Genomic DNA, 17,589 nt, shown 5'->3' with positions numbered 1-17,589 from the left:
AGACCATCCACCGTGCCCGCCCGGCAAGGAGAACACCAGCCGGCAATGGTGACGATCCTGAATTTTTGCTTGAACCGCAGCGCTCTCTATGCCACATTGCCAACATAAAGGCCGACATGGCGTACCCGCAGCGGGCGAAGTTACCTACAAAAGAACCATGGAGAACATATGAAACACGTTATTTGGGTCCTCTGGCCTGCGTTCATCGCGGCGGGTATCGCGGAGACAATTTTCTTCACGATGATCGATCCGGCGCAGCTGTACCTCTTTGGAGAACTGGTGGAGTGGTCGGCGACGGCCACCTACTCGACGGGATTTTTTCTCTTCTGGCTGGTCTGCATTGGCTCAAGCATGATGACCTACGCGATGATGCCGGAGATTGCCAAGGCGGCGCTCAGGAAGGCCGCGAACGAGCGCGAGGACCTCGCCCGACCCAGGCGCCGGGAACCGGCTGTCAACGACCGCTAGATCGACGACAAACCGGTTTCGAGGTCGTTCTGCAGATCCACCACGGCTTCGAGGCCAACCGCGACACGCAACAGATTCTCGGTGATGCCTGCGGCGGCGCGCTGCTCCGGCGTGATGCGACCGTGCGTGGTCGACGCCGGATGCGTCAAGGTCGTCTTGGTGTCCCCGAGGTTGGCCGTGATCGATAGCAGTCGACAGCTATCGACAACCTTCCAGGCTTCGGTACGCGCTCCCTTGACGACGAATGATACGATCGCCCCGCCACTGCTTTGCTGTCGCCGCGCGAGTTCGAACTGCGGGTGTGAAGGCAGCCCAGGGTAATGCACACGCGCCACGCGCGGGTGGCTTTCCAGCCACTGCGCCAACTGCAGTGCCCGTGCCGACTGTGCCTGCAGACGGATCTGCAACGTTTCCAGCCCTTTCAACAACACCCAGGCGTTGAAAGCGGAGAGCGTTGGACCGGCCGTACGCAGGAACTTGAACACTTCATCGGTCAGTCTTTTCGGCCCGGCGACGGCACCTCCCAGGACCCGCCCTTGCCCGTCGAGGAACTTGGTCGCCGAGTGCACGACCAGATCGGCGCCAAGATCGAGCGGTCGCTGCAGAATCGGCGTGCAGAAGCAGTTATCGACAACGACCAGAATACCCTGCGCGTGCGCGATCGCCACCAGGGCGGCGATATCGGCGATTTCGGTCAGCGGATTGGAGGGCGTTTCCAGAAAGAACAGCTTGGTTTGTGTTCGCGTCGCCGCTCCCCATGCCGCGGCATCGGTCTGGGAAACGAAGCTGGTCTGGATCCCGAAGCGCGGCATCAGGGTGCCCAACAGCTGCTGGGTGGCGCCGAACAAACCTGTCGAAGCCACGATATGGTCACCGCTGCTGCACAGTGCCATCACCAGCGACAGAATGGCCGACATTCCGGAGGCGGTGGCCACACACGCCTCGGCACCTTCAAGCGCGGCCAGACGATCCTGAAAGGCGGTAACTGTCGGATTGGTGAAGCGCGAGTACACATTGCCCTCGTCCTCCCCGGAAAAACGTGCGGCGGCCTGCGCCGCGCTCGTGAAGACGAAACTTGAGGTCAGGTAGAGCGCTTCGCTGTGTTCGTTGAACTGGCTGCGCTCCTGACCGGCACGCACCGCCAGCGTCTCGAGCGAATAATCCTGGCTATGCCGCATGCTCATCAGCCTTCCGACATCAGGTTCAACTGCAACTGCTTGGACGCCCGGCGCTCTTCCTTGGTGATTGCGTGATGGCCTTCGCGTGCCTGTTCGATGGCCGTCAGATACTCGGCACTGACATCGCCGGTGACGTACGAACCATCGAAGCATGAGGTATCGAAATGGCAGAGAGACGGTTTGAGGTCGCGAATCGACGCCTTGAGTGCTTCGAGATCCTGATAGACGAGGGCATCGGCGCCAATTTCACAACCGATTTCCTCGCCGGTGCGACCGGTGGCAATCAGTTCGCTGCGTGTCGGCATGTCTATGCCATAAACATTGGGGTAGCGCACGGGCGGTGAGGCCGAGGCAAAGTAGACCTTGAGCGCGCCGGCCGCGCGTGCCATTTCGACGATCTCGCGACTTGTCGTGCCGCGTACGATCGAATCATCAACCAGCAGGACGCGCTTGCCCTTGAATTCCTGCGCCACGGTGTTCAGCTTCTGACGCACCGAACGCGCGCGCGTGGCCTGACCGGGCATGATGAACGTGCGGCCGATGTAGCGGTTCTTGACGAAACCTTCGCGATACGGAACCCCGATTCGTTGTGCAAGCTGCATCGCCGATGGGCGGCTCGAATCGGGAATCGGGATCACCACGTCGATCTGCTCGACGGCAATGTGCTTCACCAGCTTGTCCGCCAGACGTTCTCCCATCGACAGGCGTGCTTCATAAACCGACACCCCGTCGATCACCGAGTCGGGACGAGCCAGATATACGAATTCGAAGATGCAGGGCGACAGCACGGCGTTGCTCGCACATTGCCGTTGATGCATGCGATGTTCGAGATCGATGAAGATCGCTTCACCCGGATCGACATCGCGAAGCACCTGAAAACCCAGGGTATCGAGGGCCACGGACTCGGAGGCAAAAAGATACTCCGTGCCCTGCGCCGTCTCGTTGGTACCGAAAACCAGCGGTCGAATGCCAAAGGGATCGCGAAAGGCCAGCAGGCCGTGTCCGGCGATCATTGCCACTACCGCATAGGCTCCCCGGCAACGGCGATGCACCGCAGCCACCGCAGCAAAGATGGTATCGAGGTCGAGCCGACAGCCCCGGGCCGTGGCCTGCAATTCATGCGCCAGAGTGTTCAGCAGCACTTCCGAATCGGAGTTGGTGTTGATGTGTCGCAGATCCTGACGAAACATCTCCTCCTTGAGTTGCTCGGCGTTGGTCAGGTTGCCGTTGTGTCCGAGCACGATCCCGAACGGCGAGTTGACGTAGAAGGGCTGCGATAGTGCCGAATCAAAGGCCGAGCCGGCGGTCGGGTAGCGACAATGGGCAATCCCCATGTTGCCCGGCAAGGCTCGCATATTGCGCGTACGGAACACGTCGCGCACCAGACCGGAGCCCTTGTGCATGTGAAAGGCATCGTCCTCGACGGTGACGATGCCGGCGGCGTCCTGACCACGATGTTGCAGGACCATCAGCCCGTCGTAAAGCAACTGGTTAACCGGCGTGGTGGCAACAACTCCGAGAATTCCGCACATAGTCTTTGTCACCCAAACCTGATTCGTTTAGCCACGTCGGAAGGCAGCCAGGGCTTGCTGGCGAGCACGGCTGTTTCAAGAGGGGCGGAGAAATAAGCCTCACTCCACCACTTTTCCTTTGGCAGCGCCGTCATGCCTCCCAGCGCCACGAGAACCAGCACGAGCACCAGGCCGCGGGCCACGCCGAAAACAGTTCCCAGCAAGCGATCGCTGAGGGTCATTCCCAGCACCTTGAGCAGGCCACGCACCGCCAGGCGAAGCAGCGCCATGGCGATCAGCACCGACACGAACACGGCCACCCAGCCCGCGACCACGCGCAGTGTCGGGTCGGCAATCGCCGTGAACCACTGCGCGGCGTGTGCCCCCCACCATCTCGCCGCAAAGAAGGCCAGCACCCAGGCGACCAGTGCGATGATCTCGCCAACCACGCCTCGCCACATGCCCAGCAGAAGCGAAGCCGTGACGATCATTACCACGAAGTAATCAAAGACTGTCATTACCTGCCGGCGACGACTCCGCTAACGCCAATCCTCTTCAATTTTTCGAGCGCCTTGTCGGCGGCCTCGCGATTCGGGAAGGGTCCGGCACGCACGCGGGTCTTCTTGCCATCCGGTGAATCGAGAACCTCGGTATAGGTATTGACACCCGCACTGCTGATCTTGCCCTGCAATTGTTTGACGTTTTCGGGATTAGTGAAGGCTCCGATCACGATCACCTGCTGTCCACCGGATTTCGCCTGCGGTGCTTCCGACGACTTGCTGGTGGGAGGTGCTGCGGAATGCGGCGCCTCCTCCGCGGCTGGCTTGCCCGCATCTTCAGAGGATGCCTCGGACGACTTCTCAGCGGGCTTGTCGACTTTCTTCACCGGTGCCTTCTCTGCAGCCTTCTCTGCAGCCTTCTCGACGGCCTTTTCAGCCGGTTTTTCAACCTTCTTGTCGAGCGGTTTCTCCGGCACCCTGTCCACGGGCTTGCCGACCTCTTTCTTGACCACCTTCTCCGGCAACGCCTCCGGTAGCTTGGTCGCCTTCTTTTCCGCAGCCTTCTCGGGCAGCGCTTCCGGCGGTTTTGCCGTCTTCTTTTCCACAGCCTTCTCGGGCTGTGCCTCAGGCAGCTTGGTGGACTTCTTTTCGGCCGTTTTCTCGGGCACTTTTTCCGCCGGCTTGACAACCTTCTTCTCGGCGGCCTTTTCAGGCGGATTCTCCGCCGGCTTGGCGACCTTCTTTTCTGCAGGCTTGTCACCTGCCTTGGGTACAGCGACAGCGGCCACCTTGGCTGCCGGCGCGGCGACCTTCGGCGGGGCGTCGCCACCGGCTGCACCGTTCTGCTGCTCGCCATCCGGCACGCTTTTCACCGCCGCCTCCGACGTCGCAGATGTCGCCTTGGCAGCGAGTTCCTTGGGCTTGAACGGCACCTGGTCCTGTCCGGGAATGCGAATCTGGACATCCTGCACCTGCTGTTTGGGCTCCTCGTCCATCACCATCGGCAGAACTACGGCGGCCAGTCCGGCAAACGCGACTGCGCCGACGAGGCGGCGACGAGCCCGTTTTTTCAGTTGCAGTTGCGGATCTGATGTTTCAGTCATCGGTAGCGTGGAGTCCACTCGTCTCGCTGGTGTCTAACGACCACTTTGCATGCTGCGCATGACGGCCGCGACCGTGTAGAACGATCCAAAGACGACAATTCTATCATTTTCCCCAGCCAGTTCGGCAGAACGCTCGAATGCTCGAACCGGTGAAGCAAGACATTCGACCTCACCGCCAAGATCTGCGGCTTTGATGGCGGCTGCCAGCAGCGAAGACGAAGCGCCACGCGGCACGTCGAGGTCGGCGAGCAGCCACAGGGCAACCTTGCCGGCCAGCGGCGCCAGCGAACCGGCGATATCCTTGTCGGCGAGCATGCCGACGACGGCGATGGTCCTGGCGAAGAAACCCATGTCGGCCAGGTTCTCGGCCAACCCAGTCACCGCCTGCGGGTTGTGCGCCACGTCGAGGACGATTGCCGGTTGCCCCGGCAGGACCTGAAATCGCCCCGGCAAGTGCGGATCGATCAGCCCGAGTCGGGTCGCCTGCATCGAAACCGGCAGTCGCTGCCGAAGCACATCGATGACGGCAAGCGCAGCGGCGGCATTGCGCAACTGGCACGCACCCCGCAGTCCTGGGTTTGCCAAGCCGCCGCGTCGCAGTCCTGCACGCCCCCAGAAGGTCCATTGCAGACGATCGCCGAAATATCCGAAATCACGGCCCAGCAAGTGCAGGTCGGCACCGATGGCCGCGGCCTGTGCAAGGAGTGATTGGGGCGGGTCGGGGTCGGCACACACGGCCGGTTTGCCTGCGCGGAAAATCCCGGCCTTCTCGAAACCGATCGACATGCGGGTCGCTCCCAGCCAGTCCGTGTGGTCGAGCGCAATGCCGGTCACCACGGCGCAATCGGACGCGTAGGCATTGACCGCATCCAGGCGTCCCCCCAGCCCCACTTCGAGAATCAGCACCTCCAGGGCCTGGCTGCGGAAAGCCTCCATGGCTGCAAGTGTACCGAACTCGAAATAGGTCAGCGGCACCTGTCCGGCCGCCTGCCTCGCTGCCTCGACCTTGCCAAAAGCTTCGCACAGCGCATCGTCGCTTATCGGCCGCCGGTCGATGCGCACACGCTCGTTGTAATCGAGCAGATGCGGCGAGGTATAACAGCCGACCCGAAAACCGGCAAGGCTGTAGATGGCTTCTAGGTAGGCACAGGTCGACCCTTTGCCGTTGGTGCCGCCGACGGTGATCACCGGACATTCCGGGTGCTGGCGCAACTCGTCCTTGACGCGAAGGACACGTTCCAGCCCCAGTTCGATCCCTCCCTGCCCGCGCGGATGCAGGCTTTCGAGGTGGGCCAGCCAGCCCGACAGGGACGCAGCCGGCGAGAGCGACGCAGACTCGCCCTCGGTGCCGCTCAACGCCCGCGCCTCACTGCAGTGCCGGCCGCTTCTGCAGCATGGCCAGCACGGCTGCAACCCGTTCCTTCATTTCGCGCCGATCGACGATCATGTCGATGGCGCCCTTCTCCAGCAGGAATTCCGAGCGCTGGAAACCCTCCGGTAAAGTCTCGCGAACCGTCTGTTCGATGACCCTCGGACCCGCAAAACCGATCAGCGCCCCCGGTTCGGCAATCACCACGTCGCCGATGAAGGCGAACGACGCCGATACACCCCCCATTGTCGGATCGCTGAGGATCGAAATGAAAGGCAGCCGGGCTTGCGAAAGGCGAGTCAGAATCGCCGTCGTCTTGGCCATCTGCATCAGCGAAAACAGTCCTTCCTGCATGCGCGCACCGCCAGAGGCAGTCACGCAGATGAAAGGCACGGCATCGTCGACCGCCGCCTGCACGGCACGCACGAATCGCTCACCCAGCACCGAGCCCATCGACCCACCCATGAAGTCGAACTCGAAGACGGCGAGAACCACCGGCAGGGTCTTGATCGCGCCACGCATCGCCACCAGCGCTTCGGTCTCGCCGGTCGCCGCGGTAGCGTCCTGCAGGCGCTCAGGATAGCGGCGGCTGTCCTTGAACGACAAGGAGTCGACCGGCAGCACCTCGGAGGCAATCTCGCTGCGCCCCTCGGCATCGAGCAGCAGTTCGATCCGGGCGCGCGCGTCCAGACGCTTGTGGTGACCGCACTTGGGGCAGACGTTGCAGTTGCTCGCCAGGTCGGTCGCGTAGAGCACCGCCTCGCACGCCACGCACTTGCTCCACAGGCCTTCGGGCAGTGATGACCGGCGCGCAATACCGTTGTCATTGCGCTTGATTTTCGGCGGCAGCAGTTTGTTCAGCCAGCCCATGTCGTTCCTCCTGACGTACTCGTTGCCGCGTCCATTCCGCGACGAATCTCCGCCACCAGGGCGAGCACGTTCGCACACGCCTGCGCCGGTACCGATTGCTCAATTTCCTCGATGATCCGGCTGCCGACGACCACCGCATCGGCTATTTTCGCCACCGCTGCGGCAGTCGCCGCATCGCGGATGCCGAAGCCGACACCGACCGGCACGCCGGTACGTGCCCGGATATCCGGGATACGGGCGGCAACCGCGGCGACGTCGAGCGCTGCCGATCCGGTAACCCCTTTCAGCGAAACATAATAGATGTAGCCGCCGGCAAGCGCTCCGACCTGCGCAATTCGCGCCGCGCTGGACGTCGGCGCCAACAGGAAGATCGGAGCGAGTCCATGGAGCCGCAGCGTATGCGCAAAATCGATCCCTTCCTCGGGGGGATAATCGACCACCAGAACGCCATCGGCACCGGCAGCGCCGGCGGCAGCCGCAAAGGCCTCGACGCCCATCGCTTCGATCGGGTTGGCGTAACCCATGAGTACAATCGGTGTCTCCTGGTCTGCAGCTCGGAAGTCGCGCACCAGCCCGAGCACCTGACGGAGACTGACACCTTTCGCCAACGCGCGCTCGGAGGCGCGTTGAATGGTGGGGCCGTCGGCCATCGGATCGGAGAACGGAACGCCCAGTTCGATGATGTCGGCACCGGCGCGGACCAGGGTCTGCAGCAAGGGCACGGTCAACGCCGGATCGGGGTCACCGGCGGTGATGAACGGGATCAGCGCCTTGCGCCCCTGCGCCTGCAGACGCGCGAATACAGCCTGGATTCTTTTCATGGTCAGAATTTGATGCCCGATTTTTCGGCCACGGTATGCATATCCTTGTCACCCCGACCGGAGAGGTTGACCAGCAGAATCCTGTCCTTGCCCAGGGTCGGCGCCAGCTTACCGGCGTAGGCCAGGGCATGGCTAGACTCCAGTGCCGGGATGATGCCTTCGAGCCGGCACAGGTCGTGAAAAGCCTGCAGCGCCTCGACATCGCTGACACTGACATACTCGGCCCGACCACTGTCCTTGAGCCACGCATGCTCCGGGCCGACACCCGGATAATCGAGCCCGGCCGAGATCGAGTGCGTCTCGATAATCTGACCATTTTCGTCCTGCAACAGGTAGGTCCTGTTGCCGTGCAGCACACCCGGACGACCAGCCGTCAATGAAGCGGCGTGACGTCCGGTGGTGAGGCCTTCACCAGCCGCCTCGACACCGATCAGACGCACACCCTCGAACGGCAGGTAGGGATGAAAAATCCCCATCGCATTGGAACCGCCACCCACGCAGGCAATCACCGCGTCGGGCTGACGAGCGCAGTGTTCGTGCATCTGGGCAATCGACTCGCGGCCGATGACCGATTGAAAATCGCGCACCATCATCGGGTAAGGATGTGGACCAGCGACGGTGCCGATGATGTAGAAGGTGTCGGAGACGTTCGTCACCCAGTCGCGCATGGCTTCGTTCAAGGCATCCTTGAGCGTCCTGGAACCGCTGTTGACCGGCACCACGCTGGCTCCGAGCAGCTTCATGCGGTAAACATTGGCCGCCTGCCGCCGGATGTCTTCGGCGCCCATGTAGACCACGCAAGTCATGCCATAGCGTGCGGCAACGGTGGCCGTGGCGACGCCGTGCTGGCCGGCACCGGTTTCGGCGATGACGCGCGGCTTGCCCATCCGTCGCGCCAGCAGCGCCTGGCCGATGCAATTGTTGATCTTGTGCGCGCCGGTATGGTTCAGGTCTTCACGCTTCAGGTAAATCTGCGCACCGCCGAGGAGCTCAGACCAGCGCCTGGCGTGATAGACCGGACTGGGCCGACCGACATAGTGTTTGAGTTCGTACTCGAATTCGGCGACGAACTGCGGGTCGTGCCGCGCGACGGCGTATGCTTCGTTGAGCTCGGCGAGCGCAGTAATCAGCGTTTCCGCCACGAAGATGCCACCGTAGGGGCCAAAATGGCCGCTGGCATCGGGTAAGTCATGGGCATGCATGGCCATAAACAATCTCCTTGCGACGTGTTGCGACAGGACGCTGGAACAGCGTCCGGGGAAAACCCTCAGTCGTCGCTTCAGGTATGTTTAGCCACGTAGCGGCGCCAGCACGTCCGTGTCCGCCCACCAGTCTTCCTGCGCATCTGCCATTCCGTCAAGACTTCATCTCGCGGCCGTCGCCGCTCATCGACCCAGCCGCACGCACTGCCGCCACAAAGGCACGCATCTTCCCGACATCCTTGATGCCTTTGCTCGCCTCAACCCCTGACGAGACATCCACTGCCTCGGGCCGCAACCGGCACACCGCCGCAGCCACGTTCTCCGCATCCAGTCCACCGGACAGAATCAACGGCCTGCCCAGCGCAGGGGGCACCAGTGACCAGTCGAATACCCTGCCGCCGCCACCGTAGCCGTCAACGAAGGCATCGAGAAGGATCGCCTGCGCACCAGGAAAGGCAGCCGCGTATTGTAGCAAATCCATTCCCGGCCTGACGCGCGCGGCCTTGATGTAAGGTCGGTCGAACTGCCGGCAATAGGCCTCGTCTTCATCACCATGCAGTTGCAGCAGGTGAATCGGCACCGCAGCGAGAGTCGCCCGCACGGTGAGCGGATCGGCATTGACGAAGAGACCGACAATGCTGACAAAGGGCGGCACGGCACGCGCCAACCGAACCGCCGTCGGCAGATCGACGTAACGCGGACTCGGTGGGTAGAATACCAGGCCAATGGCATCCGCCCCGGCGTGCACGGCTTGCTGCACATCCTCGACGCGAGTCAATCCACAGATCTTGATGCGTGGCGCCATCACCCAGCCCGGCCTGTTCCGCAGTAATCGAAAGCGCCGGGTAAGAACAAAGTTGCAGCGGTGTGGGGTAACCCCCAGTGCGGCTGATAGCGCACCGCGGCGAGGTACAGTCCGGCAGCCGCAAAGGTCGGTGCCGCCAGGCGTCGATCACCACAGGCCAGCAACTCGGCGATCCATTCCGGGGAATGCTTCCCTTGACCGACGGCAACAAGGCTGCCGACGAGATTACGCACCATGTGGTGAAGGAAGGCCGAGGCCTCGAAATCAAAGACGACGAGATCGTCAAAACGGCGGACCTCGGCTCGGCGCATGATCTTCACCGGCGATATGGCCTGACACTCGGCGGCGCGAAAGGCGGAAAAATCGCGCTCACCGAGCAACAGGTCCGCCGCCGCCTGCATCGCCGCAACATCCAGAGGATGATGGTACCAACCGGCCTTGCCGTGCCAGGCCCCTGTCCGGTGCGCACGGTTGATCAACAGATAGCGATAGTGCCGCGAGTACGCCGACGCACGTGCGTGGAAGTCATCCGCCACGATCTGTGCCCAGCGCACGGCCACTGCTGCCGGCAGGAAAGTGTTGGCGCCGCGCACCCAGGCAAACATCGAGCGCTCCAACTGGGTATCGAGATGCACTACCTGCCCCAACGCATGCACGCCGGCATCGGTTCGGCCGGCGCAGACCACCGTTACCGGCACTCCGGCGAACTGCCGCAAGGCGTCCTGCAACGCATCCTGGACGGTACCACCGCCCGGTTGTTGCTGCCAGCCACGAAAGCTGCTGCCGTCATACTCTACCGCCAGGGCAAGTCTCATCGCTCACGCCTGTGCATGGCCGTAGAGCAGCACGACGCTGACCAGCAGCAAACCGATGATCAAATAATCGCGTCCAGGAAAGTGGCGATCGCGCAACTCGAACACCTCGCTGCTGCTGACTTCGGGCACGTCGAGCAGCCGCCGCCAGTCGCGCGGCCGCGGTGTCGTCTCAAGGTACTGCAGGACCAGCAGTACCCGAACAATCCCGCGATCGGTATCGACGCCGCAGCGCCGCAGCGGCCACAGCAGACGATGCGCGGCAGTCAGGAACTCCGGCACGGACAGCCGCTGGCGTAGCACCGCTACCGCCATCAATACCAGCAACAAGCGCCCGACTTGCGTCAAGGCCTCGCTCAAACCCTCGGCACTGGGCGCCATGGCACCGCCCCAGACGGGCTCGCCAGCTCGACCCCAGGCAAGAATGACGAACAGGGACAGGAACAGCCAACGCGCTCCCCAGGCAAGCCGGATGGCACGTTGCAAAGCCAGACGACCGAACAGCGGCGGTACCAGAAAGGCCACCGCCAACAGGCTGCCCTGCAGGCCCTGTACGGCCACCAAACTCAGGAGCCAGGCGACTAGGCAGGTGGTCGGGTGCAAGGTGGCGTTTTCGGTGAGCGCCCGGGATCTGCACTGGAACGGACCGCAGGCACGGAAGCACGCGGCCGGTTCGGTGATCGATCCCAAGCGCGCGGATCAGTCGCGCAATCCGGCAAGGAGGGCTCGCGCAGCTTCTCGTTGCGCCGTGTCCCCCTCGTTGGCGACCTCCTGCAAGAGTTCGCGAGCGCCTTCGATGTCGCCCATTTCCTGATACGCCCTCGCCAGGTCCATCTTGGTGGCCACCTCTTCGCCGGCACTGATCAGGGACTCCGTCCCGGCGTCGGCAGCCGTGGCGAAGTCGAACACCGAGCTCGGCTCGGTTTGCGACTGTTGCACCGAAAAGTTCGGGTTGACCAGGGTGTCCTCCTGGTCGGCCTCGAAGGAAAACTCCGGGGAAATATTCGGAGTTGACGCCTCCGCACGATCCTCGACATCAGGCTCAGCCAGATCCAGGCTGATCGACGACATGTCAAAGGCTGGATGCTGCATCGCCTCGCCGAGGACCGTCGACTCGGTCAACCGGACATCAAACTCCAGCGCCTCATCCAGAGCCTCCGCATTCGGCGAACCGATGTCGAGTACCTCCTCATCGGTTTCGGCGCGCGTAAGCGTCGTTACCCCCCAGTTCGACTCGCCAGGCACCTCCTGTCCAAGGTCGAACTCGAAATCGAGTCCTACTCCGGGCTCCGGAGCACTCGGCAAGGAGTCGGCCCCAACCAGCATGGTGACTGCGAGTGAGGTGGCGTCTTCCACCAGTTGCGGGCCAGGCGCTTCCACTACCGCCGGTATCGACGTGGTATCAGCCAGATCAAAGTCCAGGGCATCACCTTCGACGGTGTTCGGAAACGAGAGCGTCGTTTCCAGGTAGCCGTCGTCAACCTGGGCTGGCGGTCGCGGCGCCGGTTCGCTGCTGCCGAGATCGAAGTCCAGATCGGCAAGATCGGAGGGTTGCAGCTTGGCTTCTTCAGCCGGGCTCCAGGCCACCGCGGTCTGCACCGGCGGTACATCCACCAGTACCGGGACCTCCGGCGGCTTGGCGGGAGGCTTGACGAGCGTATCCTGCAAGGCGAACGCTGCCGCGGCGGTGCCCGCCAGCGCGGCATCGCGAGGTGCTGGCTGGGTCTGTGCGGCGGCACCGTAGAGTGGATTGCTCGGGTCAAGCTGGAGGCCCATGGCCACCGCCTTCTCCCATTCGGCGCCGACTCCGCCGGTGGCATCGTGAAGTTCCGTGGCCAGTTTGGAGAACGGCTTGAGATCCTGTCGATTGAGGTAAATCTCTAGCAACTTCAGATGAATGGCGTAACGCCGTGGATCCTTCTGCTTGGCCTCAAGAAGGATCTCTTCTGCCTGCGCATCGCGGCCGTACGCCATATAGACATCGGCTTCGGCAACGGGATCGACCTCATCGGTGTCAATGCTGCCCGGACCCGCCTGGCTGAAGTCGGTCTGGACCATCGAGTCGGAGGTATCCACACTCTGGCCGCCGGCGCTGTTGAAGACCGACTTGGCGACCATGGCCTCGCTGAGGGGCGAAAGGGTACTGGTCGCACCCAACGGCACCTCGGCGTTGCTCGGACGACGACGCTTGGCCAGCCAGTAGGCAGCGAGCAGGGCCGCGATGGCTCCGCCACCGGCCAGGAAGGCCGTACTTCCCAGCACGTCTTCGATGAAACCCGGCTCTTCCGGCGGCGTGACCACCACCGGCTTGGGCTTTGGCAGTTCGGCCGGCTGCGGTGGTGGTGGTGGCGCAGGCGGCGCCACCTCGACCTTGACTTCAGGCTTGACTTCCTCGGGCTTAACCAGCGCTTCCGCCGGCTTGCCATCGGTCAGCTGCTGGTCGGCAGGCTTGGCGACGGTCACCCCTGCGGCAGCAGCGGGAGGAGGTTCTGCCTTGACCGGGGCAGGCACGGCACTGGCCGTCGGCGCCGGCAAAGGGGCGGCGGCAAGGTTTGCCGGTCGTGGCTCTTCCGGCATTTTCCTGGCTTCGACGGGAGGCGTGGTCTTGCCAGCGGCCTGTCTCTCCAGGTCGGCCAGCGTCTGGCTCTTGAGTTCAACCAGTCGCTGCAGTTCGGCCACGTTCCGCTCAAGGCTCGCCAGACGCTCATTGGCATCCTTGAGCGCCTTTTCCTTGGCGATCAGGTCCTCGTCGGTTCGCCTCGATGCGGGCAAAGGTTTGACGCCGGCAAGGTCGGTTTTCGATACCTTGAGTTGATCCTTGGGTTCGCTGGACGGGCCTGCCCGGTCTTCCACCCTGGTGGTGATCCTGCCGGCAGCCTGCTGCCGTGGCACCTCCTCCCGGCTCGGCAAATCGCCAGCCACACCGGCGAGCTTCCGACGGTAGGCTCCCCAGTCCGATGACTGGGCGGCAATCACCGTCTTCGCTTCTTCCCGCGGAATCGACTCGAGAGCCGCTTTGTCCGGAACCGAAAGAATCTTGCCCGCTTTCAGGCGATTGATGTTGCCGTGGTCGAAAGCGTCCTGATTCGCCCGAAACAGGGCCAGCAGCATCTGGTCGAGAGACACCCCATCAGGCCGCAGTTCGCTGGCAATCTTGCCCAGTGTTTCGCCGCGCCTGACCTCGTAGGTACTCCCCCCATCCATGGGTTTCTGCACCGATTCGCTGGTCCGGCCACGGTAGGGCGCGGGCCTGGCCGGCTTGTCCTCCAGCGGGCGCGTGTCGACGGTCTGTCGCGCTACGGCCACTGGCCGGGCGATGGCCGGCGCCGAAGCCGCTGTCGCCTTGCTGGTGAACTCGGGTGGATCAAGCAGGAAAGTGTATTCACGAATCAAGCGGCCGGTTGGCCAGTTGAGTTCAAGCAGTAGATCGACGAACGGATCGTTGATCGGCTTGGTCGAGGTCAACCTGATGATCGCCTGACCATTCGGGCGCTTATCGACGGCCAGCGTGATCCCCGACAAGGACGGCGCGAAGTCCACACCCGCTTGTTTGAAGGCGTCCTGCGAAGCAAGCTGGGCTTTCATCCCGGCAAGCTCTTCGCGGGTCGCAAAGACTTCCAGTTCCGCGCGCAAGGGCTGTCCCAGCGCCGAAAAGACGTTCACCTTGCCGAGCCCGGCAGCCTCGGTAGCCACAGGCAAAGCCGTGAGCGTCAGTGCCGACGCCACCGCCAATACCGAGGTCCGCAGTCTGAGATTGCTTGCTGTGAGATTTGTTTTCTTGGCCACGGCGCCACCTTGAGCGTCGAAATCGGGATTATTAAAATAACATCATGAAGTTAGCCATGCAAGCTAAACATGCGGCGGTAGCGGCAGCCGGCTGCACCCCGGAAACCGGACGCGCAAGCCCGGTTTTTCTCCATCAATCAGTTATCGATCAGAATCCGAAGCATCCGGCGTAGCGGTTCGGCCGCCCCCCACAGGAGCTGGTCACCGACAGTGAACGCACCAAGGTACTCCGACCCCATCGCCAGCTTGTGCAAACGGCCCACCGGGACCGAGAGAGTGCCGGTGACGGCCGCCGGCGTCAGTTCGCGCTCGCTGGCCTCGCGTCGATTCGGCACTACTTTCACCCAGGGGTTGGCCTGCGCGATAATGTCCTCAAGGTCGGCCAGAGGAACGTCCCGCCTGAGCTTGATGGTCAGGCCCTGCGAATGGCAGCGCATCGCGCCGACACGAACGCACAGGCCATCGACCGGGATGCTCCCGGGAGTGCGAAACGCGGGCAGACCGAGAATCTTGTTGCACTCGGCACCGCCCTTCCACTCCTCCTTGGACTGACCGCCCTCGACCTCGGCATCGATCCAGGGAATGACGCTTCCGGCCAGCGCCGTGTTGCGGAAATTGGTGGTCGGAAAGGCCGCTGAACGCATGCTTTCGGCAACCTTGCGATCGATCTCGAGGATCGCCGAAGCCGGTTCGGCCAGTTCAGCCTTCACCGCGTCGTGCAGCACCCCCATCTGCTGCAGCAGTTCACGCATGTTCTGCGCCCCGGCTCCCGAAGCGGCCTGATAGGTCATGGCACTGATCCATTCGACCAGGTCGTGCCGGAACAGGCCGCCAAGCCCCATCAGCATCAGCGAAACCGTGCAGTTGCCGCCGATCCAGTTGCGGCCGCCTCTGGCCAGCGCATCCCTGATGACCTCAAGGTTCACCGGGTCGAGGATGATCACGGCGTCGTCGTGCATGCGCAGGGTCGAAGCGGCGTCGATCCAGTGTCCTCGCCAGCCGGCGGCACGCAGGCGGGGGAAGACCTCCTTGGTATAGTCGCCGCCCTGACAGGTGATGACGATATCCATCCGGCTCAGGGCCTCGATCGACATCGCGTCCTGCAGCGGCGCGGCCTCCTTGCCAGCCAGCAGCGGCGCCTTGCCGCCGACTGCCGAGGTCGAAAAATAGAGCGGCTCGACGTGCTCGAAATCACCCTCTTCGACCATCCGCTGCATCAGCACCGAGCCCACCATGCCCCGCCAACCTACCAGACCAAGCTTCATCATGTTCTTACCTTTTTCCTTAACCCGATTCAAAGTGCCGCCAGCACTGCGTCACCCATAGCCCGCGTACCCAGCTTCTGCGTCCCATGCTCGTAGATGTCGGCCGTCCGATAGCCCAGTGCCAGCACTTTCCTGACGGCGCTCTCGATGCGCAAGGCGGCATCCTCCTGCGCAAACGTGTAGCGCAACATCATCGCCACTGAAAGGATCGTGGCCAGCGGATTGGCCAGCCCATGACCAGCAATGTCCGGAGCGGAACCGTGACAAGGCTCGTACAGACCCTTGTTGTCGGCATCCAGCGAGGCCGACGGCAACATGCCGATCGATCCGGTGAGCATCGCCGCTTCGTCAGACAGGATGTCTCCGAACAGGTTGCCGGTGACCAGCACGTCGAACTGCTTCGGATTGCGCACCAGTTGCATCGCTGCATTGTCGACCAACATGTGGCTGAGTTCGACATCCGGATATTCGGCGGCCGTTTCGTTGGCCACGTCGCGCCACAGCTGGGTCGTCTCGAGCACATTCATCTTGTCGACCGAGCACAGCTTCCGGTTGCGCTTGCGGGCCGCTGCGAAAGCAACGCGCACAATACGGCGAATCTCGCTTTCGCTGTAGTGCATGGTGTTGAAGCCGAAGCGCTCCTGGTGACCATCGACCGTGCGCATTTCAATACCGCGCGGCTGGCCGAAATAGATATCCCCGGTCAGTTCGCGGACGATCAGGATGTCGAGCCCGGCCACCACTTCCGGTTTGAGCGTCGAAGCATTGGCCAGTTCGGAATAAAGGATCGCCGGGCGCAGATTGGCAAACAGGCCAAGTTGCTGGCGAATGCCGAGCAGACCACGCTCGGGACGCTGCGCGCGTGGCAGGTTGTCCCACTGCGGGCCCCCGACAGCACCGAGCAGGACCGCGTCGGCGGCCTTGGCGAGGCGCTGCGTGGCCTCCGGGTAAGGCTCACCGGTGGCATCGACCGCGCAGCCGCCAAGCAGCGCTTCTTCCAGCTCACAGCGCAGGTCGAGCGCCTGCAGCACGCGCACCGCTTCGGCCATGATTTCCGGGCCGATACCGTCGCCGGGAAGAATGCAGATCTTCATTTTCGCTCCCTCAGGCAAACAACCAGGGCTGCTCGATGCGCCGCCGGTCTTCAAAGGCCTTGATCAGTTCAGCATGACGCAGGGTCAGACCGATATCGTCCCAACCGTTGAGCAGGCATTCCTTTCGGAAAGCATCGACAGCAAACGGCAAGGCCCGGCCATCGGGGCGAATGACCTGCTGCCGCTCGAGATCGATCAGCAGCCGATAACCCGGCGTCGCCCCGACCAGCGCAAACAGCGCATCGATCTCGGCAGCCGGCAGGACGATCGGCAGGACACCGTTCTTGAAGCAGTTGTTGAAGAAGATGTCGGCAAAACTCTCGGCGAGCACCGCGCGAAAACCGAAGTCGAGCAAGGCCCAGGGGGCGTGTTCGCGCGAACTGCCGCAGCCGAAGTTCTTGCGCGCCAGGAGAATCTGCGCGCCCTGATAGCGCGGCTGGTTGAGCACGAAGTCCGGATTGAGTGGCCGCCGCGAGTTGTCCTGTCCGGGTTCGCCGACATCGAGATAGCGCCATTCGTCGAACAGGTTGGGGCCAAAGCCCGAACGCTTGATCGACTTCAGAAACTGCTTGGGAATGATCGCGTCGGTATCCACGTTGGCCCGGTCGAGCGGCGCCACGAGTCCCTCAAGGCGAACGAACTTGTCCATACTCCTCCTTGTCAGGGCCGCTTCAGCTGGCCGCCCTCTCGATGGCCTGGCCACCCTTCTGGATATCCTTGCCCAGGCCGTGCATGGTATTGCACGCCGGCAGCGACAGCGCCGCCAGAACCAGCATCAGCATCCACGTCGCTTGCTTCATGTCCT

At 62.9% G+C, this 17,589-nt stretch carries 17 protein-coding genes and 1 pseudogene; 1 reads left to right on the top strand and 17 read right to left on the bottom strand.

The genetic code is table 11. The features are described 5' to 3' along the window. Window positions 1-168 precede the first annotated feature (168 nt). Window positions 169-468, top strand: a complete 300-nt coding sequence (locus AC15MQ_RS09220) for a hypothetical protein (protein WP_287653759.1) — start codon at window positions 169-171, stop codon at window positions 466-468. Here the strand turns inward: AC15MQ_RS09220 and AC15MQ_RS09215 are convergent. From AC15MQ_RS09215 to AC15MQ_RS09135, 17 genes and pseudogenes are all read right to left on the bottom strand, one after another. Next, a complete protein-coding gene (locus tag AC15MQ_RS09215) occupies window positions 465-1,652 on the bottom strand; it encodes an O-succinylhomoserine sulfhydrylase (protein WP_483079944.1) in 1,188 nt (395 codons plus the stop codon). The genes AC15MQ_RS09220 and AC15MQ_RS09215 overlap by 4 nt on opposite strands. After that, entirely contained in the window at window positions 1,652-3,178 is a 1,527-nt protein-coding gene (gene purF, locus AC15MQ_RS09210; RefSeq protein ID WP_287653760.1) for an amidophosphoribosyltransferase, read from the bottom strand. Before purF ends, AC15MQ_RS09215 begins: the two co-directional genes overlap by 1 nt. Window positions 3,179-3,186: 8 nt before the next feature. After that, the gene (locus tag AC15MQ_RS09205; RefSeq protein ID WP_287653761.1) at window positions 3,187-3,675 is read right to left on the bottom strand and encodes a CvpA family protein; all 489 of its coding nucleotides are present in this window, start codon (window positions 3,673-3,675) and stop codon (window positions 3,187-3,189) included. Further along, window positions 3,675-4,520 (bottom strand): SPOR domain-containing protein, encoded by an 846-nt coding sequence (locus tag AC15MQ_RS09200; protein WP_483079943.1) that lies wholly within the window; start codon window positions 4,518-4,520, stop codon window positions 3,675-3,677. Before AC15MQ_RS09200 ends, AC15MQ_RS09205 begins: the two co-directional genes overlap by 1 nt. A gap of 273 nt (window positions 4,521-4,793) precedes the next feature. After that, complete coding sequence (folC, locus tag AC15MQ_RS09195) at window positions 4,794-6,116, bottom strand: bifunctional tetrahydrofolate synthase/dihydrofolate synthase (protein WP_287666905.1); 1,323 nt, start codon at window positions 6,114-6,116, stop codon at window positions 4,794-4,796. 10 nt (window positions 6,117-6,126) lie between these two features. Beyond that, window positions 6,127-6,999, bottom strand: coding sequence for an acetyl-CoA carboxylase, carboxyltransferase subunit beta (accD, locus tag AC15MQ_RS09190; RefSeq protein WP_287653764.1), 873 nt, complete (start codon window positions 6,997-6,999; stop codon window positions 6,127-6,129). Further along, complete coding sequence (gene trpA / locus AC15MQ_RS09185) at window positions 6,987-7,820, bottom strand: tryptophan synthase subunit alpha (RefSeq protein ID WP_483079942.1); 834 nt, start codon at window positions 7,818-7,820, stop codon at window positions 6,987-6,989. The genes accD and trpA overlap by 13 nt, the downstream gene beginning before the upstream one ends. Before the next feature lie 2 nt (window positions 7,821-7,822). Next, entirely contained in the window at window positions 7,823-9,028 is a 1,206-nt protein-coding gene (gene trpB, locus AC15MQ_RS09180) for a tryptophan synthase subunit beta (RefSeq protein WP_483079941.1), read from the bottom strand. Between the two features lie 148 nt (window positions 9,029-9,176). Beyond that, complete coding sequence (locus AC15MQ_RS09175; RefSeq protein ID WP_434735534.1) at window positions 9,177-9,827, bottom strand: phosphoribosylanthranilate isomerase; 651 nt, start codon at window positions 9,825-9,827, stop codon at window positions 9,177-9,179. Then, window positions 9,827-10,642: a tRNA pseudouridine(38-40) synthase TruA gene (gene truA / locus AC15MQ_RS09170; RefSeq protein WP_287653767.1), complete on the bottom strand. Its 816-nt coding sequence runs from the start codon at window positions 10,640-10,642 to the stop codon at window positions 9,827-9,829. The genes AC15MQ_RS09175 and truA overlap by 1 nt, the downstream gene beginning before the upstream one ends. A 3-nt stretch (window positions 10,643-10,645) precedes the next feature. Beyond that, on the bottom strand, window positions 10,646-11,242 hold the full coding sequence (locus AC15MQ_RS09165) for an energy-coupling factor transporter transmembrane component T family protein (RefSeq protein WP_287653768.1): 597 nt from the start codon (window positions 11,240-11,242) through the stop codon (window positions 10,646-10,648). Window positions 11,243-11,338: 96 nt separating this feature from the next. Next, window positions 11,339-13,843, bottom strand: a complete 2,505-nt coding sequence (locus tag AC15MQ_RS09160; RefSeq protein ID WP_483080633.1) for a motility hub landmark protein FimV — start codon at window positions 13,841-13,843, stop codon at window positions 11,339-11,341. Between the two features lie 165 nt (window positions 13,844-14,008). Further along, window positions 14,009-14,398 (bottom strand): annotated as a pseudogene (locus AC15MQ_RS09155) (type IV pilus assembly protein FimV); the annotation flags it as partial. 164 nt (window positions 14,399-14,562) lie between these two features. Then, window positions 14,563-15,693, bottom strand: a complete 1,131-nt coding sequence (gene asd / locus AC15MQ_RS09150) for an aspartate-semialdehyde dehydrogenase (protein WP_287666916.1) — start codon at window positions 15,691-15,693, stop codon at window positions 14,563-14,565. A gap of 26 nt (window positions 15,694-15,719) precedes the next feature. Further along, complete coding sequence (gene leuB, locus AC15MQ_RS09145; RefSeq protein ID WP_483079940.1) at window positions 15,720-16,784, bottom strand: 3-isopropylmalate dehydrogenase; 1,065 nt, start codon at window positions 16,782-16,784, stop codon at window positions 15,720-15,722. Between the two features lie 10 nt (window positions 16,785-16,794). Beyond that, window positions 16,795-17,433 (bottom strand): 3-isopropylmalate dehydratase small subunit, encoded by a 639-nt coding sequence (leuD, locus tag AC15MQ_RS09140; RefSeq protein WP_350497340.1) that lies wholly within the window; start codon window positions 17,431-17,433, stop codon window positions 16,795-16,797. Between the two features lie 22 nt (window positions 17,434-17,455). Next, window positions 17,456-17,584 carry an entericidin A/B family lipoprotein gene (locus tag AC15MQ_RS09135; protein ID WP_287653774.1) on the bottom strand — a complete coding sequence of 43 codons (129 nt, stop codon included), beginning with the start codon at window positions 17,582-17,584 and terminating at the stop codon, window positions 17,456-17,458. Window positions 17,585-17,589 lie beyond the last annotated feature (5 nt).

Source organism: Candidatus Accumulibacter propinquus, assembly GCF_056856495.1.
This window is presented reverse-complemented; position numbering and strand designations above follow the sequence as displayed.

What these genes read in the sequence shown, in the direction of transcription:
- AC15MQ_RS09220 (WP_287653759.1), top strand. Translation starts at nt 169, where the DNA reads ATGAAACACGTTATTTGGGTCCTCTGGCCTGCGTTCATCGCGGCGGGT.
- AC15MQ_RS09215 (WP_483079944.1), bottom strand. Translation starts at nt 1,652, where the DNA reads ATGAGCATGCGGCATAGCCAGGATTATTCGCTCGAGACGCTGGCGGTG.
- purF (WP_287653760.1), bottom strand. Translation starts at nt 3,178, where the DNA reads ATGTGCGGAATTCTCGGAGTTGTTGCCACCACGCCGGTTAACCAGTTG.
- AC15MQ_RS09205 (WP_287653761.1), bottom strand. Translation starts at nt 3,675, where the DNA reads ATGACAGTCTTTGATTACTTCGTGGTAATGATCGTCACGGCTTCGCTT.
- accD (WP_287653764.1), bottom strand. Translation starts at nt 6,999, where the DNA reads ATGGGCTGGCTGAACAAACTGCTGCCGCCGAAAATCAAGCGCAATGAC.
- trpA (WP_483079942.1), bottom strand. Translation starts at nt 7,820, where the DNA reads ATGAAAAGAATCCAGGCTGTATTCGCGCGTCTGCAGGCGCAGGGGCGC.
- trpB (WP_483079941.1), bottom strand. Translation starts at nt 9,028, where the DNA reads ATGGCCATGCATGCCCATGACTTACCCGATGCCAGCGGCCATTTTGGC.
- AC15MQ_RS09175 (WP_434735534.1), bottom strand. Translation starts at nt 9,827, where the DNA reads ATGGCGCCACGCATCAAGATCTGTGGATTGACTCGCGTCGAGGATGTG.
- truA (WP_287653767.1), bottom strand. Translation starts at nt 10,642, where the DNA reads ATGAGACTTGCCCTGGCGGTAGAGTATGACGGCAGCAGCTTTCGTGGC.
- AC15MQ_RS09160 (WP_483080633.1), bottom strand. Translation starts at nt 13,843, where the DNA reads ATGGATGGGGGGAGTACCTACGAGGTCAGGCGCGGCGAAACACTGGGC.
- asd (WP_287666916.1), bottom strand. Translation starts at nt 15,693, where the DNA reads ATGATGAAGCTTGGTCTGGTAGGTTGGCGGGGCATGGTGGGCTCGGTG.
- leuB (WP_483079940.1), bottom strand. Translation starts at nt 16,784, where the DNA reads ATGAAGATCTGCATTCTTCCCGGCGACGGTATCGGCCCGGAAATCATG.
- leuD (WP_350497340.1), bottom strand. Translation starts at nt 17,433, where the DNA reads ATGGACAAGTTCGTTCGCCTTGAGGGACTCGTGGCGCCGCTCGACCGG.
- AC15MQ_RS09135 (WP_287653774.1), bottom strand. Translation starts at nt 17,584, where the DNA reads ATGAAGCAAGCGACGTGGATGCTGATGCTGGTTCTGGCGGCGCTGTCG.